Consider the following 14,312-nt stretch of genomic DNA (forward strand, 5'->3'; position numbering starts at 1 on the left):
GATCCTGTCAGTCTTCGTACGTTCGGGCCGCTTTCCGCATGGAATGTTAACGCTAACATCCCTGTTGGAGGCTGCGCCGTCAGTGTCAGGAGGCCCGGCCGGGCGACCCCGGCCGGGCGATCGTTCAGGGAGGGGGCGCCGTGGAGCGGCGCTGGATCAGCTCGATCGGGCCGGCCAGCACCTCGGCCACCGTGTCGTCGGGTTTCAGGCTGCCCAGCAGGGTGACGCCGCGCCGGCCCAGCTCCGCCAGCGGCATCCGTACGGTGGTGAGCGCCGGATAGAGGTAACTGGCCAGGTCGAGATCGTGCACGGCGACGATGGAGACGTCCCGCGGGATCTCCAGCCCGGCCGCGCGCACACCCTGCATCGCCCCGATGGCCGAGGCCACGTTCGCCACGAACACCGCCGTCGGCCGCTCGGCGATCGACAGCAGCCGGGCCATGGCCGCGGCCCCGCCCGCCGGCGTGTAGTCGGCCGCCACGATCGGCCCCTCCGCCAGGCCCGCCTCGCGCATCGCCGCCGAGTAGCCCGCCGACCTGCGCGCGGCCGTGTCGGCGCGCGCCGGGCCGGCCAGATGGGCGATGCGGCGGTGGCCGAGGAGCACCAGGTGCTGCACGGCCAGCGCGGCGGCCCGCTGGTCGTCGAGGATGACGTACCGCTTGACGCTCCGGCTGCGGTTGTTGAGCATGAGCCACGGGATGGCCGCCTGGTCGAGCTGCCCGATGAGCCCCGAGTCGTCGCCGGCCCCGGCCAGCAGCAGGCCGTCGATGCGGCCCTGCCCGATCCGGTCCATGTACTCGCCCAGCCCGGCCCCCGTCGCGCTGCCGGTGACCAGCACGTAGCCCTGCGCCGCGGCCTCCGCCTCGGCGCCCTTGATGATCTCGGCGTAGACCGGGTTGGCGAAGTCGGGGATGAACAGCCCGAACATGTGCGCCCGCGACGTGCGCAGGCTCCGCGCGGCGACGTTGGGCCGGTAGCCCAGCTCGTCGATCGCCGCCAGCACCCGCTCGCGCGTCTCCGGCCGGATGTTGAGCGTGGGGTCCTTGTTGACGACCCGCGAGACGACGGCCCGATCCACCTTCGCCATCGCGGCGACGTCGGCGAGCGTGACCCGGGTGCGCATCATGCCGACGATCCTGGACGACGGCTCTCGCCGCTGTCCATCGAACGGTAGAGCGCGTCGAGCAGGCGCAGCGTGCCCAGATTGTCGGCGCCGGAGGTCTCCGGCTCGCCGCCCTCGGCGATCGCCCGCAGCAGCGAGCCCATGGGCCCGGCCACCGCGTCGGGCAGCCAGCGCCGGGTCACCGGGTACGGCAGCCAGCCGTCCGTCGGCAGCACCCGGCTGCTGACCTCGAGGGTGTCGGGACGGCCGTGCGGATAGTCGTACAGCAGGCCGAGCGTGCCCTTGATGGCGCCCTGGGCGCCGTCGATGCGGAAGGATGCCTCCTGGTCGCCGGTGCGGTTCTCGTGCGTGGCGTGCACCAGGGCCCGCACCTCTCCCGGGTAGATGAGCGTGCTCATCGTGCGCGTCTCACCCTTGGCGAGCTGGCCGGGCGTGCGGCTGCCGGTGCAGAAGACGCGCTCGGGGTCGCCCAGGATCGAGCGGATCGCGTCGAGGTAGTGGATGGAGTGGTAGGCGATCTCCAGCCGGTCGGTGGTGACGAGCCAGTCCCAGGCGCTCCAGTCGGTGAGGATGTTCACCGTGAACGTCATCGCCGTCGGCTCGCCGATCCAGCCCGCCCGCACCATGGCGCGGGCGGCGGCGATGCCCTCGTCGAAGCGGAGCTGCTGGTTGACCGCGACCTTGAGCCCGGTGGCCGCCGCCAGGTCCACGATGCCCTGGCCGGTGGCGACGTCGGGCGCGAACGGCTTCTGGCACAGCAGGTGCTTGCCCGCCGCCAGCGCCGCCCGCGCGACGCCGGGCTGCGCTCGCGGGGCGACCGCGATGTCCACGACGGCCACCCGCTCGTCGGCCAGCAACTCCTCCAGCGACCCGTACGTCCGCGGCACCCCGTGCCGGGCGGCCACCTCGGCGGCGCGGCCGGCGTCGAGGTCGAACAGCCCGGTCACCTCCAGCCCCGCCTGCCGGTAGGCCGGCAGGTGGGCCACGTCCACGATGGCCCCGGCACCGACGACCGCGATCGGCCGCCGATGCGCGGCCGGGATGCTCAGGTCGGCGGCGGCCGAGATGGGCGCGAACACGTCGATCACGAGGAGACCTCCTGGCCGCCGGACGGGATGCCGTAGAAGCGGGCCGCGGTGCCGCCGAGCACGGCCGCGCGGCCGGCGGCGTCCAGGCCGGACAGCGCGACCCCGGTCTCCCGCCACACCCGGGCGTAGTCGCCGGCGAGCAGCGCGACCGGCCAGTCACTGCCGAACATCAGCCGCTCCGGCCCGAACACCTCCACCGCGTGCGCCACGTACGGCCGCAGGTCCTCGCCCGTCCACGTCCCCGCGTCGGCCGCCGTGTTCAGCCCGGAGACCTTGGCGTGCACGCCGGGGCACTCGGCCGCCCGCGCCAGCAGCGAGGCCCAGGGCTCCCAGCCCTTCTCCTTGATCGGCGGCTTGGCCAGGTGGTCGATCACCATCCGCAGGCCGGGCACCCGCTCGGCCAGCACCGGCACATGTTCGAGGTGGCGCGGCAGCACCGCCACCACGTCGAACGGCACGCCGGCCGCCGCCAGCAGTCTCAGCCCCTCGATCACCGTGTCCCGCAGCACCCAGTCCGGGTCGGGCTCGTCGTGGATGAGGTGCCGGACCCCGGCGAAGCGGGGATGGCGCCGGTATCGCTCCAGCGCCCCGGCCGCCTCCTCGGGCCGGTCCAGCGGCACCCAGCCCACCACCGCGCCGATGAAGTCGTGCGCGTCGGCCTGCGCGAGCATCGCGTCGGTGTCGGCGTAGGAGTCCATCGACTGCACCAGGACCGTGCGGTCGACCCCGGCCGCGGCGAGCTGGGGGACGAGCTCCGCCGGTTCGAACGTGCGGAAGATCGGCCCGGCCTCCGGCGTCAGCCAGGGGTACGAACCCGTCTCCAGGTTCCAGAAGTGCTGGTGGGCGTCGACGACGGTCATCCAGCCCCTCCTCCCATGATCAATCGTTTGAGCGTCACAAACTAGCAGGAGGTTGGACGAGCTCCAGCGTGATCTCGTCCGGGTCGAGGAAGTAGCAGGCGTAGCCGCCCCTGTTCACGCCCGCCGTGATCTCGGCCGGCGGGTTGACGAACCGCACGCCGGCCGCCGCCAGCCGGGTGTGCTCGGCGCGGGCGTCCTCGACGGTGAGCGCCAGGTGGGCGGCGCCGGGCAGGTGGCGGGCCGGGTCGCGGGGCTCGCCGCGGGGGCGTACGTACTCGACCAGCTCCAGGTCGTGCGTGGAGACGCCGCGCGGCTGGCCGGGCACGGCGAGCTGGGCCACCCGCAGCACGGCGTCGGGGTAGCCGACCAGGCGGCGGGTGTAGTCGTTGTCCTGCTCCTGCCGGTGCACCAGGGTGAACCCGAGCAGGTCGCGGTAGAACGCCACGGACCTGTCGAGATCGGCGACCGTGAACGAGAAGTGCCAGACGCCTCTCATCCGAGCGCCTCCTGCCTGATCGGGGCCTGCGGTTTCGACGCTTCCCGTACCCGTTTGACCTGCCGCTGCCGCCCGGCGACCGTGTAGATCGCGGCGGCCACGACGACGACCGTGCCCACGATCACGCCCTGGTAGTTGGCGCCGAGGTTGAGCACGTTGAAGCCGTTGTCCAGGGTGAACAGGATGAGCGCGCCCACCACCGACTTCAGCACGCTGCCCAGGCCGCCGAAGAGCGAGGTGCCGCCCAGGATGGCCGCGGCCAGCACGGTCAGCTCGGTGCCCTGCAGGCCGGTCGGGTTGATGGCCAGCAGCTTGGCGGCGAACAGGATGCCGACGAAGCCGGAGCCGAGCCCGTTCAGGACGAACGCGCCGATCTTGTAGCGGCTGACGTTGATGCCGGACAGGCGCGCGGCCTCGGCGTTGGCGCCGACCGCGTAGAGGCGGCGGCCGATGACCGTGTAGCGCAGCACCGCCCAGGTGAGGCCGGCGATCACGATCAGGTAGTACGTGGGCTTGCTCAGCCGCAGCTCGAACCCGAGCACCGGGCTCAGCGCGACGGCCGCGACGCCCGCCACGAGGGTGACGATCGCGGCCCGGCGGGAGCCGCGGACCAGCAGGACCACACCGGCGGCCACGGTGGCCGCCCCGAGGATCGCCAGGACGTGCGGGACCGTCCAGTAACCGGCCTGCAGCGCGATCAGCGAGCTCTGGGCCTGCGGATCCTCGGCGGTGATCGTGCGGCCATCGGTCAGGATGAGCACCAGGCCGCGGACCGCCGTCATGGTGCCGAGCGTCACGATGAACGCGTTGATGCCGACGAGCTGCACGATGAGCCCGTTCACCGCCCCGCACACCAGCCCGGCGCCGAGCGCGATCGCCATCGCGAGCGGCAGCCCCAGCGGGGCGACCAGGCTGAGCACGGTGGCGGCCGAGAACGCGGCCACCGACGCCACCGACAGGTCGAAGTTCCCGCTGATCAGGACCACCGTGGTGAACACCGCGAGGATCGCGATCAGCGACGACTGGTCGAGGATGTTGATGACGTTCGTGGCCGACAGGTACGGCGGGCGCCCGAGCCGGGTGGTGAGCAGCGTCAGCACGGCGACGATCAGCAGGAGGGCGTAGACCACGCCCGCGTTCCCCGGCCGCAGCGCCGCCGCCAGTCGTGAACGCCTATCGTCCTTCATGGGCACCCCCTTCGCCGAATCCGTTCGCCAGCATCAGCAGCTCCTCCTCGGATGTCTCGTGTGCCGCCCGTTCGGCGACGATCCGGCCCTGGCGTACGACGAGCACCCGGGTCGCCACGGCCAGGATCTCCTCGAACTCGCTGCTCACCACGAGCACCGCGCCCCCGCCGGCGGCGAAGCGGCGGACGAGTTCGAGGATGTCGGCCTTGGCGCCGACGTCCACGCCGGCGGTGGGCTCGTCGAGCATGAACACGCGGGCGCCGCCGTACAGCCATTTGCCGAAGACGACCTTCTGCGCGTTCCCGCCGGACAGCTCGGTCGGCAGCGCGCCGGGGCCGGGGCAGACGATGCCGAGGTCGGCGATGGCCCGGCGGGCGCGCTCGGTCTCGGCGGGCTCGTGCGGCAGCGACCGGCCCGACGACAGGTCCGGCAGGTGGGGCAGCGAGATGTTCTTCCAGATCGGGAACGTGCCGATCAGGCCCTGGGTGCCGCGGTCCTCGGGCACCAGCGCCATGCCCGCGGCCACGGCGGCGCGCGGGCTGCGGCGGACCGGGCGGCCTTCGACGAGCACCGCGCCGTGGGCGCGCGCGTCGGCGCCGTAGACCGCGTGCAGGATCTCCGAGCGGCCGGAGCCGAGCAGCCCGGCGAACCCGATCACCTCGCCCGCCCTGACCTCGAACGACACGTCCCGCACGCCCGTCGCCGAGCCGAGCCCGCGCACGGACAGCAGCACGGGGGCGTCCGGGGCGGCGGGCTGGGTGCCGCCGCGCTCCACGGCCAGCAGGTCGCGGCCCACGATCACCTGGACCAGGCGGTCCTCGTCGTAGTCGGCGGTGGCGCCCTCGTCCACGACCGTGCCGTCGCGCAGCACGGTGACCTGGTCGGTCAGGGAGAGCACCTCGTCCAGGAAGTGGGAGACGTACAGGAACGCGGTGCCCTGCGCGGACAGGCGGCGGACGACGTCGAAGACCACCTGCCGCTCGCCCTCGGCGAGCGAGGCGGTCGGCTCGTCCATCACGACGAGTTCGGCGCCGGTGGCCAGGGCCTGCAGGATCGCCACCATCTGCCGCTCGCCGATGGCCAGGCCGGCCACCTCCGCGTCCGGGTCGATGGTGTAGCCGACCCGCTCCAGCAGCCGGGCGAACTCCACGCGCCGGGAGCGCGGCAGCCGCCAGGGGCCGCCGGCGCCCAGGAAGACGTTCTCCAGCACGGTGAGGGTGGGGGCGAGCGGCACGTGCTGCATGATCGTCGCCACCCCGGCCTTCCTGGCCGCGCCCGGGGTGCGCCAGACGGCCTCCTCGCCCTTCCACCGCACGACGCCGGAGGTGGGGGCGTGGGCGCCCGCGATGACCTTGATCATCGTGGACTTGCCCGCGCCGTTCGCGCCGACCAGCCCGTGCACACTGCCCGGGTGCACGGTCAGGCGGGCGTCCTTCAGCGCGACGGTGCCGTTGGGGAACGACTTGCCGATGCCCTCCAGGGACAGCAGGGGCGTTCCTACCATTGCGGCGTGCAGTCGGTGAGGTTGTCCTTGGTGATGGCCGGGGTGTCGTAGGTGACGAAGGCCGCGTCCTGCTTCTTCTCGCCGGTCAGGTGCTGGAGGAGCGTGGTCAGGGCGAGCTTGCCGAGGTCCTCGGGCTTGTAGCAGACGGTGCCGGAGATGGCGCCCGACTTGACCGCGTCGATGCCGAGCCTGCTGCCGCCGATGCCGACGATCTTGGCCTTGGAGCCGGCCGCGCTCACGGCCTTGGCGCAGCCCACCGCCATGTCGTCGGACTCGGCGTAGAAGAGCTGCGTGTCGGGGTTGGACGAGAGCATGTTCTGGCAGGCCGACTGGGCCTTGTCCTGCACCCAGTCGCCGGGCTGGCGGGCCACGACCTCGTATGTGGCTCCCTTGGCCTGGGCCGACTTCGGGAACTCCGCGAAGCGCTGCACCACCTCGGCGAACCCGGCCGCGCCCTCCACGATCGCGAGCTTGCCGCCGCCGGGCACGACGTTCGCGGCGATCTCGCCGGCCTTGCCGCCCGCGGCGTACTCGTCCTGGGTGACCAGCGCCACCAGGCCCGGGTAGACGTCCTTGAGCCGGCGCTTCTTCGGGTCGCCGACCTGCGAGGCCACGGCGACCGTGGGGATCTGCGACGCCTTGAGGCGGTCGGCCAGGCCCTGTGCCACGCCGGAGTCGACGGGCAGGATGAGCACGCCGTCGGGCTGCTGGGCGATGAGGTCCTGGACGTCGTTGCTCTGCTTGTCGGCCTTGCCCTGGGCGTCCAGCTCGACGATCTTGACGCCGAGCCTCTGCGCCTCCTTGATGCCCTTGCCGATGGCGGCCGGGAAGGGGAAGCTCAGGCCCAGGTTGGAGACGCCGACGGTGTACTCCTTCTTGCCGCCGGCCGCACTGGTGGCCGTGCCGCCGTTCGCACCGGTGTCGGCACCGGTGGATCCGCAGGCCGTCGCGCCGGCGATCAGCGCGGCGGCGACGAGGAATGCCTTCTTCATGGTTCTCCTGCTAAGTCAATCGTTTGACCATTGGGTTGTCAGCCCTTGACCAGGGCGAGTACATCCCCCGAGATTCGAGCGGCGTCGGGCACCAGGGCCTGCGCCAGGACCGGCGCGGCCGGCATCCGCACGTCCGGCGCGCCGATCCGGATCGGCGGCGCGAGCAGGGGCACCCCGGCCCCCGCGACGCGGGCGACCACCTCCGCGCCGAAGCCGCCGGTCACGTTCGCCTCGTGCGCGACCGCGAGCCTGCCCGTACGGCGGGCGCTCGCGATCACCGCCTCGGTGTCGAACGGGTTGAGCCACGGCGTCTCCAGCACCTCCGCGTCGACGCCCTGCCCGGAGAGGGCCTCGGCCGCCTCCAGCACCCGGTGCGTCATGGCGCCCCAGGTGACGATCGTGACGTCGGAGCCCTCGCGGCGGGTGCGCGCCGCGCCCATGGGCTGCACGGGGCGGCCGGTGTCGACCGGCTCCTTCGCCCCGAAGTACAGCGTGCGGTTCTCGATCACCAGGACCGGGTCGTCGCAGTGCACCGCGGTCACCAGCAGGTCGCAGGCGTCCTGCGGCGTGCTCGGCATGCACACCCGCAGCCCCGGCACGTGCAGGAACAGCGCCTCCAGGCACTGCGAGTGCTGCGCGCACGCGCCCGGCGCGTTGCCCTGTTGCGTACGGATCGTCAGCGGCGCCCGCAGCCGGCCCTCCGACACGTACCGGACGTTGGCCGCCTGGTTGACGATCTGGTCCAGGGCCACCAGCGAGAAGTCGGCCCACATGATCTCCACGATCGGACGGCGGCCCATCATCGCCGCGCCCACCGCGCTGCCCAGGATGGCCGACTCGCTGATCGGGGTGTCGAACGCCCGGTCGCCGAACTGCTTGCGCAGCCCCCGCGTCACGCCGAAGACACCGCCGGGCACGCCGACGTCCTCGCCGTAGACCAGGGTCTCCGGCAGCTCCTCCATCAGCCGGTGCAGGGCCGCGTTCACGGCCTCGCCGTAGGACAGCTCACGCATAGAGGTGCTCCCTTGCGGTGGCGGGGTCGGCGAAGGGCGCGGCCAGCGCGGCCGCGGCGGCGGAGTCCATCTCGGCCCGCGCCCGGCGCTCCACCGCGTCGATGTCGCCTCCGGGCACCCCGTCGGCGAGCAGGCCCTCGCGTAGCCGGGCGATCGGCTCCCTGCGCCTGATCCGGTCCAGCTCGCCCGGCCGGCGGTAGGCCTCGGCGTCGCCGATGTAGTGGCCGACCAGGCGCTCGGTCATGCACTCCAGCAGCGTCGGCCCGCCGCCCTCGCGGGCGACCTCCACCGCGTCGCGCACGTGGAAGCGGACCGCCTCGGCGTCGTTGCCGTCGACGCGGTGACCCGGCATGCCGTACGCGGCGGCGCGGTCGGCCAGGCGCGGCGTGCGCACCATGTCGGCGATCGGGGTCAGCTCCGAGTAGCGGTTGTTCTCGCACACGAACACGACCGGCAGGGCGAACGCGGCGGCGAAGTTCATGGCCTCGTGCACCGCGCCCTGGTTCATCGCGCCGTCGCCGAACACGCTCACCGCGACCCGGCCGGAGCCGTCGTGACGGCCCGCCAGCGCCGCGCCGCACGCGATCGGCGCGCCGGCGCCCACGATCGAGTTCTCGCCGTGGAAGCCGTACTCGGCGGCCGTGAAGTACGCCGACCCGCCCCGCCCGCCGTTGACCCCGCTCGCCCGGCCCATCAGCTCCGCGAACAGCGGCTCCGCCGGCACCCCCCTGGCCAGCGCCCACCCGTGGCCCCGGTACGTCGCGAACAGCGCGTCCCGCTCCTCCAGCGCGTCGCAGGCGCCGACCGGGATGGCCTCCTGGCCGATGCACAGATGCACCGAGCCCACGATCGGGCCCTCGGCCCGCAGGTCGCGCACCTTCTCCTCGAAGGCGCGGATCCGCCACATGGCCAGCAGGTCCGCCAGCCTTCTCGCACTCATCGCTCACTCCTCCAGGGCTCGTTCCGCCAGGCGTCCAGTGCCGCGGCGCAGACCGCCTCGGCGTCGCCGGTGTAGGACTCGGGCGGGATGGGCAGCGCGCCCAGGCTCTCCAGGTCGTCGGGCCCGGCCACGTCGCGCAGCGCGTCGGCCAGCGGCCGGCCCCGCTCGCGGGCCTCGTGGGCCGCCTTGTAGACCAGGTCGTGAGCCCGCTCCCGGCCCAGGACGGGGGCCAGGCGCATCATGTACGCCTCCGCCATGATCAGCCCGCCCTCCGCGTCCAGGTTGGCCCGCATCGCGCCGGGGTAGACGCGCAGTCCGGCGGCGACCTCGGCGGCCGTGGCCAGCGCGCCGGCGGCCAGCTCGGCCAGCAGCGGGACGACGTACCACTCCACCTGCCACTCGCCGGCCGCCCGCTCGTGCCCGGCCTCCATCGCCCGGAACAGGGCGGAGCTGAGCGCGCCGGCCGTGCCCGACATGCCGATCACGGCCTCGCAGCCGATCGGGTTGGCCTTCTGCGGCATCGTGGAGGAGGCGCCGCGGTGATGGCCGCCCGCCTCGCGCACCTCGCCGACCTCGGTCCGCGACAGGTCCACGACCTCGCGGGCGAAGCGGGCCGCGGTGGCCGCCAGGCTCGCGCAGGTCACGCCGAACTCGGCGACGCCGTCCCTGGCCACGTGCCACGGCACCTCGGTGGTGCGCAGGCCGAGCCGGCCGGCCAGGCTCTCGCGGACCGCCGACGAGCGCTCGCCCATGGCCGCGGACGTGCCGCCCGCGCCGAACAGCGACACCACCCGCACCTGCCGCGCGGCCGTGGCCGCCCGCTCGCGCTGCCGGGCCACCTCCGCCAGCAGCACCGCCATCTTCGCGCCGAACGTCGTGGGCACGGCTTGCTGCGCGTGCGTGCGCGCGGCGATCACGGTGCCCGCGTGCGCGGCCACCAGCCGGGCGACCGCGTCGCCGAACAAGGCCAGCAGCGCGGCCAGGTGGTCGAGCGCCTCGCCCATCTGCAGGGCGAGCCCGGTGTCCATGATGTCCTGCGTGGTCGCGCCGTAGTGGACGCGCCCGTTCGGGCCCTCGGGCAGGGCCGCGGAGATCATCCGGACGAGGGGCAGGATCGGGTAGCCCACGTTCACCGCCTCCTCCCAGAGGCGGGGCAGGTCGATGGTGGCGGGCACGCAGGCCGCGGCGATGGCCGTCGCGTCGTCCGGCCCGATGAGGCCCGCCTCGGCCTGGGCGTGGGCCAGCGCCGCCTCGGTGCGCAGCCAGGCCAGCACGGTGCGCTCCGCGGAGAAGATCTCCGCCATCGCGCCGTCGCCGTACAGCTCGGGCAGCAGCTTGAAGGTCTGCCGGGTCTCCAAGGTCAGTTCATCTCCAGTCCGCCGTCGACGTTCAGCGCCTGGCCCGTGATGAACGAGGCCAGGTCGCTGGCCAGGAACAGCACCGCGGCGGCGACCTCCTCGGGCCGCCCGGGGCGGCGCAGCGGCGAGCGCTCGCTGACCTCCTTGAGGTAGCCGGCGCCCGCGTCGGGGCCGAAGCGGCGGTCGCGGTCGCTGATGATGTCGTCCCACATGGCGGTGAGGAAGACGCCGGGGCAGACCGCGTTGACCCGGACGGGGGCCAGCGCCTCGGCGGCCGACTTCGTCAGGGAGAGCAGCGCCGTCTTGGTGGCCGAGTAGTGGGCGGCGTTGGGGCGGCCGGAGCGGGCGGCGACCGAGGCGAGGGTCACGATCGAGCCGCCACCCCGCTCGGCCATCCGCCGGCCGGCGGCCTGGGTGAGCCAGAAGGCGGCGTTCAGATTGACGTCCACGATCCGCCGCCACTCCTCCGGCTCGATGTCGAGCAGGGGAGTGGTGCGCATGATCCCGGCGCAGTTCACCAGCACGTCGATCCGGCCGAGCCCGTCCACCAGCGACCGCGCCTGCTCCGGGTCGGTGAGGTCGGCCGGCCGCGCCGCGACGCCCAGCTCGTCCGCCGCCCCGGTCAGGCGGGGGCCCTCCAGGTCGGAGAGCACGACGTCCGCTCCGGCGTCGCGCAGCGCGCGGGCGCAGGCGAGCCCGAGCCCTCCGGCGCCGCCCGTGACGAGCGCGGTGCGCCCGGTCAGGTCGATCGTGACAGCCATCCCCGGTGGTCTCCCTCTGTCGCGTTCAAACGATTGACCAGAACATAGCAGTGGCCTCACAAACCGAACAAGAGGGAGGTCAAACGTTTTTCTAAGGCGTTAACGCCAGCCAAGCTCCTCGTAGAAGGCGGTACGGGCCCGCTCGAAGGCCGCCCGGTCCAGGACCGCGCCCGTGTGGGGGCCCTCCGTGATGGGCTCCGTGTGCAGGCGGTCCGGGAGTTCGTCGGGGCCGCCGCCCTCGCGGACGGCGTACGCGCGCATGGCGTCCAGGCGCTCCTGCCCGGCCGCCAGCAGGTCGTCCAGGGTGAAGCCCGTGCCGAGCACGGCGGTGACCAGGGCGGTCAGGTGGTCGATGGTGAGGGGGCGGGTGGGGGTGGAGGCGAAGACGCACAGGTTGAGCGCGTCGAGGGCGCTCCACAGCCGCAGCAGCCGGGCGGTGCGGCGGCCCCGCTCCTCGTCCAGCTCACCGGCCGGGGCGGGCTCGGCGCCGATCCTGCGGGCCTCGGCGAAGCTGTAGGCCAGGCCGGCCACCGGGTCGAAGTCCAGGTCGTGCTCCAGGGCATCGTAGCGGGGACCGCCGGGGGCGATCGCGTAGCCGAGCCCGATGCCCGGCTGGATGCGCGGGTCGAAGCAGGGGAGCTCGGCGCCCTTGACGGTCATCGCGTACGGCGCCGCCGCCGGCCCGACGCGCGCCGCGGCCCTGGCCGCCCCCTCGGCGAGCAGGTCGCCCAGCGGGCCCGAGCGGGTGGCGACGTCCGCGATCAGCCCGGCCAGAGCCGCCGGGTCGCCGAAGGCCGGGCCGCCGGGGAGCAGGCCGCGCCCGGCGCACTCCATGGCGAAGGCGAGCGTGCCGCCGAGCGAGACCGGGTCGAGGCCGAGGTCGTTGCAGAGGGCGTTCGCGTCGAGGATCGTGGCGAGGTCGTCGATGCCGAGGTTCCAGCCCAGCGACACGAACGCCTCCTGCCCGAGCCCGCCCGAGCGCCGCCCGTAGACCTTCATGCAGTCGTTCGGGCAGCCGGGGCAGGAGCCGGTGGTGGTGAGCGCGCGGCCGTCGTAGTCCCGGGCCGACGGGACGCGCAGGCCCGGCGCGCCCGGCACCGAGAAGTTGCGGACCGAGGCGTACCCGGGGTCGAGCGGTTCGCCGGCCCAGCCGGCGAACCCCGGCTCGCCGAACTGCAGGGCGGCGAGCGGGTTCGTGGCCAGGGAAGCGCGGTAGTAGGCGGTCAGCGCGGCGACCGCCGCCGGGTCCGCGACCTGCGCCGGGGCGTCGCCGACGCACACGACGGCCTTGAGGTTCTTGGCGCCGAAGACCGCGCCGAGCCCGTAGCGGCCGGCGGCGTAGGCGTGATCGGTCACCACGCTCGCGTAGCGCACCAGGTTCTCCCCGGCCGGGCCGATCGCCGCCACGTGGGCGGCGTCGCCGTGCCGGGCGCGCAGCGCGTCGGTGGTGTCGCCCGTGCCCAGCCCGCGCAGGTCGGCGCACTCGTGCAACGACGCCTCGCCGTTCTCGATCAGCAGGTACGACAGCCGCTCGGCCCGTCCCGTCACGGCCAGGGCCCTGGCGCCCGCCCCGCGCATCCCGGCCGCGAACGGTCCCAGCGCGTGCGCCTCCCCGGCCACCCCCGTGAGCGGCGACTTGGCCAGGAACACGGCCTTGGCCAGGCCCGGCGCCGCCGTGCCGCCCAGCGTCCCGGCCGCGACGTACAGCAGCGCCCGCGGGTCGTACGGATCCAGCCCCGCCGGAGTCCGCTCGCTCAGCAACCGCAGCCCCAGGATCGATCCCCCGAAATGCCCCCTCTCGGCAGAGAGGTATTCCTTTTCCACGTTCCCGCTGGTCAAATCCACAATGATCGGCACGAGCGGCACCACATCACACATCACCCGGCGGGCGCAACCCTCGCTACGGCCGCCCGGGATGCGAGCGCAGCCACCGCGACAGCCCGCGCGCCGTGGTCACCACGACCGGGACGAGGGCGCCCGGCAGCGGGTCGTCGCCGTGCCGCACCACGACCGACAGCGCCGCCGTCACCTCGTCGGACGCGTCGCGCACGGGAGCCGCCACCGACACCGCGTCCAGCGTCACCTGGCGGTCGCTGATGACGTACCCGGCGCGCCGGACCTCGGCCAGCACCGACCGCAGCCGGGCCGGGTCCGTGATCGTGCGGGAGGTGAACGCCGCCAGCGGCCCCGCCAGGTACCGCTCCTGGACCTCCGGCGGCGCGTACGCCAGCAGCCCCAGACCGCGCGGCGCCAGCGCGGCCACCTCCCACAGGTGCAGCCCGATCTGGTAGCGGCCGTCGCGGTCGCGCTCCAGCGCGCCCCACGACACCAGCTCGCTGACCAGGCGGTGCGCCGTCGTCAGCGGCATCTGGGTCCTGCGGCTGATGTCGGACAGGCTCATCCGGCGGCGCTCGCCGGAGAACGCGCTGAGCACGCTCAGGACCCGGCTGGTCACGGAACGGCCCGCCGCCGGCCCTCCGGTTCGGGCGTGGACGCCGCCACCGGGCATCCCTGCGGTGGTCATGAGCGCACCTCCCTGACTGATCCGCTCACCCCCTGTCTCAGGGCGTGGTGAGGAAAGTCTTCCGTTCAGCGGTGCGCGGGCTGCCGCCGGCGCCACCCCGCTCGTAGGGTGTCGAGCGCATCCGAAGCCGTTCCCTCGAAGGAGCTGCTCATCATGGCCGTAGCGCTCAGACCGACCCTGCCCCGCCTGCTCGGAACGATCGCGGCCACCGCCGCGCTGCTGCTCACCACGGTCCCCGCCGTCCCATCCGCCGCCGCATCCGCCGTCCCATCCGCCGCCGTCTCGACGGGCGGCCGGCCCGTGGCGCGTACCGACGCCGGCACCGTACGCGGTGCGCGCGCCGACGGCGTGGACCGCTTCCTGGCCCTGCCCTACGCCGCCCCGCCCGTCGGCGACCTGCGCTGGCGCGTCTTTGACGCAGGAGCTTGATCTGATCGCGTTTGGCCAGCGCCTGCGCCACCTGCGC

At 73.8% G+C, this 14,312-nt stretch carries 14 protein-coding genes; 1 reads left to right on the plus strand and 13 read right to left on the minus strand.

All coding sequences use genetic code 11. The annotated features are described in order from the left end of the window. Window positions 1–124 precede the first annotated feature (124 nt). The 13 genes from AB0I15_RS50535 to AB0I15_RS50595 all read right to left on the minus strand — a co-directional run bounded on the left by AB0I15_RS50535 (window position 125) and on the right by AB0I15_RS50595 (window position 13,846). Window positions 125–1,126, minus strand: coding sequence for a LacI family DNA-binding transcriptional regulator (locus tag AB0I15_RS50535; protein ID WP_358113623.1), 1,002 nt, complete (start codon window positions 1,124–1,126; stop codon window positions 125–127). Further along, window positions 1,123–2,211, minus strand: coding sequence for a Gfo/Idh/MocA family oxidoreductase (locus AB0I15_RS50540; RefSeq protein ID WP_358113625.1), 1,089 nt, complete (start codon window positions 2,209–2,211; stop codon window positions 1,123–1,125). Before AB0I15_RS50540 ends, AB0I15_RS50535 begins: the two co-directional genes overlap by 4 nt. Continuing rightward, window positions 2,208–3,071, minus strand: a complete 864-nt coding sequence (locus AB0I15_RS50545; RefSeq protein ID WP_358113627.1) for an amidohydrolase family protein — start codon at window positions 3,069–3,071, stop codon at window positions 2,208–2,210. Before AB0I15_RS50545 ends, AB0I15_RS50540 begins: the two co-directional genes overlap by 4 nt. 34 nt (window positions 3,072–3,105) lie before the next feature. Further along, on the minus strand, window positions 3,106–3,567 hold the full coding sequence (locus AB0I15_RS50550; protein ID WP_358113629.1) for a VOC family protein: 462 nt from the start codon (window positions 3,565–3,567) through the stop codon (window positions 3,106–3,108). Further along, entirely contained in the window at window positions 3,564–4,754 is a 1,191-nt protein-coding gene (locus AB0I15_RS50555) for an ABC transporter permease (RefSeq protein ID WP_358113631.1), read from the minus strand. Before AB0I15_RS50555 ends, AB0I15_RS50550 begins: the two co-directional genes overlap by 4 nt. Continuing rightward, on the minus strand, window positions 4,741–6,258 hold the full coding sequence (locus tag AB0I15_RS50560; RefSeq protein WP_358113633.1) for a sugar ABC transporter ATP-binding protein: 1,518 nt from the start codon (window positions 6,256–6,258) through the stop codon (window positions 4,741–4,743). Before AB0I15_RS50560 ends, AB0I15_RS50555 begins: the two co-directional genes overlap by 14 nt. Then, window positions 6,252–7,250 (minus strand): sugar ABC transporter substrate-binding protein, encoded by a 999-nt coding sequence (locus AB0I15_RS50565; protein WP_358113635.1) that lies wholly within the window; start codon window positions 7,248–7,250, stop codon window positions 6,252–6,254. The genes AB0I15_RS50560 and AB0I15_RS50565 overlap by 7 nt, the downstream gene beginning before the upstream one ends. A gap of 38 nt (window positions 7,251–7,288) precedes the next feature. Further along, window positions 7,289–8,263, minus strand: coding sequence for a transketolase C-terminal domain-containing protein (locus tag AB0I15_RS50570; RefSeq protein ID WP_358113637.1), 975 nt, complete (start codon window positions 8,261–8,263; stop codon window positions 7,289–7,291). Continuing rightward, on the minus strand, window positions 8,256–9,203 hold the full coding sequence (locus tag AB0I15_RS50575) for a thiamine pyrophosphate-dependent dehydrogenase E1 component subunit alpha (protein ID WP_358113639.1): 948 nt from the start codon (window positions 9,201–9,203) through the stop codon (window positions 8,256–8,258). Before AB0I15_RS50575 ends, AB0I15_RS50570 begins: the two co-directional genes overlap by 8 nt. Next, the gene (locus tag AB0I15_RS50580; RefSeq protein ID WP_358113641.1) at window positions 9,200–10,561 is read right to left on the minus strand and encodes a lyase family protein; all 1,362 of its coding nucleotides are present in this window, start codon (window positions 10,559–10,561) and stop codon (window positions 9,200–9,202) included. Before AB0I15_RS50580 ends, AB0I15_RS50575 begins: the two co-directional genes overlap by 4 nt. Before the next feature lie 2 nt (window positions 10,562–10,563). Beyond that, complete coding sequence (locus AB0I15_RS50585) at window positions 10,564–11,322, minus strand: SDR family oxidoreductase (protein ID WP_358113643.1); 759 nt, start codon at window positions 11,320–11,322, stop codon at window positions 10,564–10,566. Window positions 11,323–11,421: 99 nt separating this feature from the next. Continuing rightward, on the minus strand, window positions 11,422–13,179 hold the full coding sequence (locus AB0I15_RS50590; RefSeq protein WP_358113645.1) for an aldehyde ferredoxin oxidoreductase C-terminal domain-containing protein: 1,758 nt from the start codon (window positions 13,177–13,179) through the stop codon (window positions 11,422–11,424). 43 nt (window positions 13,180–13,222) lie between these two features. Beyond that, on the minus strand, window positions 13,223–13,846 hold the full coding sequence (locus AB0I15_RS50595) for an IclR family transcriptional regulator C-terminal domain-containing protein (protein WP_358113647.1): 624 nt from the start codon (window positions 13,844–13,846) through the stop codon (window positions 13,223–13,225). 153 nt (window positions 13,847–13,999) lie between these two features. Between AB0I15_RS50595 and AB0I15_RS50600 the strand changes: the two genes are divergently transcribed. Beyond that, window positions 14,000–14,275, plus strand: a complete 276-nt coding sequence (locus AB0I15_RS50600) for a carboxylesterase family protein (protein WP_358113649.1) — start codon at window positions 14,000–14,002, stop codon at window positions 14,273–14,275. The last annotated feature ends 37 nt before the right edge of the window (window positions 14,276–14,312 follow it).

The organism is Nonomuraea sp. NPDC050643 (assembly GCF_040654715.1).
GTDB lineage: Bacteria > Actinomycetota > Actinomycetes > Streptosporangiales > Streptosporangiaceae > Nonomuraea.

Coding starts and splice junctions, on each gene's coding strand:
- AB0I15_RS50535 (WP_358113623.1), bottom strand. CDS start 1,126: ATGATGCGCACCCGGGTCACGCTCGCCGACGTCGCCGCGATGGCGAAG.
- AB0I15_RS50545 (WP_358113627.1), bottom strand. CDS start 3,071: ATGACCGTCGTCGACGCCCACCAGCACTTCTGGAACCTGGAGACGGGT.
- AB0I15_RS50550 (WP_358113629.1), bottom strand. CDS start 3,567: ATGAGAGGCGTCTGGCACTTCTCGTTCACGGTCGCCGATCTCGACAGG.
- AB0I15_RS50555 (WP_358113631.1), bottom strand. CDS start 4,754: ATGAAGGACGATAGGCGTTCACGACTGGCGGCGGCGCTGCGGCCGGGG.
- AB0I15_RS50560 (WP_358113633.1), bottom strand. CDS start 6,258: ATGGTAGGAACGCCCCTGCTGTCCCTGGAGGGCATCGGCAAGTCGTTC.
- AB0I15_RS50565 (WP_358113635.1), bottom strand. CDS start 7,250: ATGAAGAAGGCATTCCTCGTCGCCGCCGCGCTGATCGCCGGCGCGACG.
- AB0I15_RS50570 (WP_358113637.1), bottom strand. CDS start 8,263: ATGCGTGAGCTGTCCTACGGCGAGGCCGTGAACGCGGCCCTGCACCGG.
- AB0I15_RS50575 (WP_358113639.1), bottom strand. CDS start 9,203: ATGAGTGCGAGAAGGCTGGCGGACCTGCTGGCCATGTGGCGGATCCGC.
- AB0I15_RS50585 (WP_358113643.1), bottom strand. CDS start 11,322: ATGGCTGTCACGATCGACCTGACCGGGCGCACCGCGCTCGTCACGGGC.
- AB0I15_RS50595 (WP_358113647.1), bottom strand. CDS start 13,846: ATGACCACCGCAGGGATGCCCGGTGGCGGCGTCCACGCCCGAACCGGA.
- AB0I15_RS50600 (WP_358113649.1), top strand. CDS start 14,000: ATGGCCGTAGCGCTCAGACCGACCCTGCCCCGCCTGCTCGGAACGATC.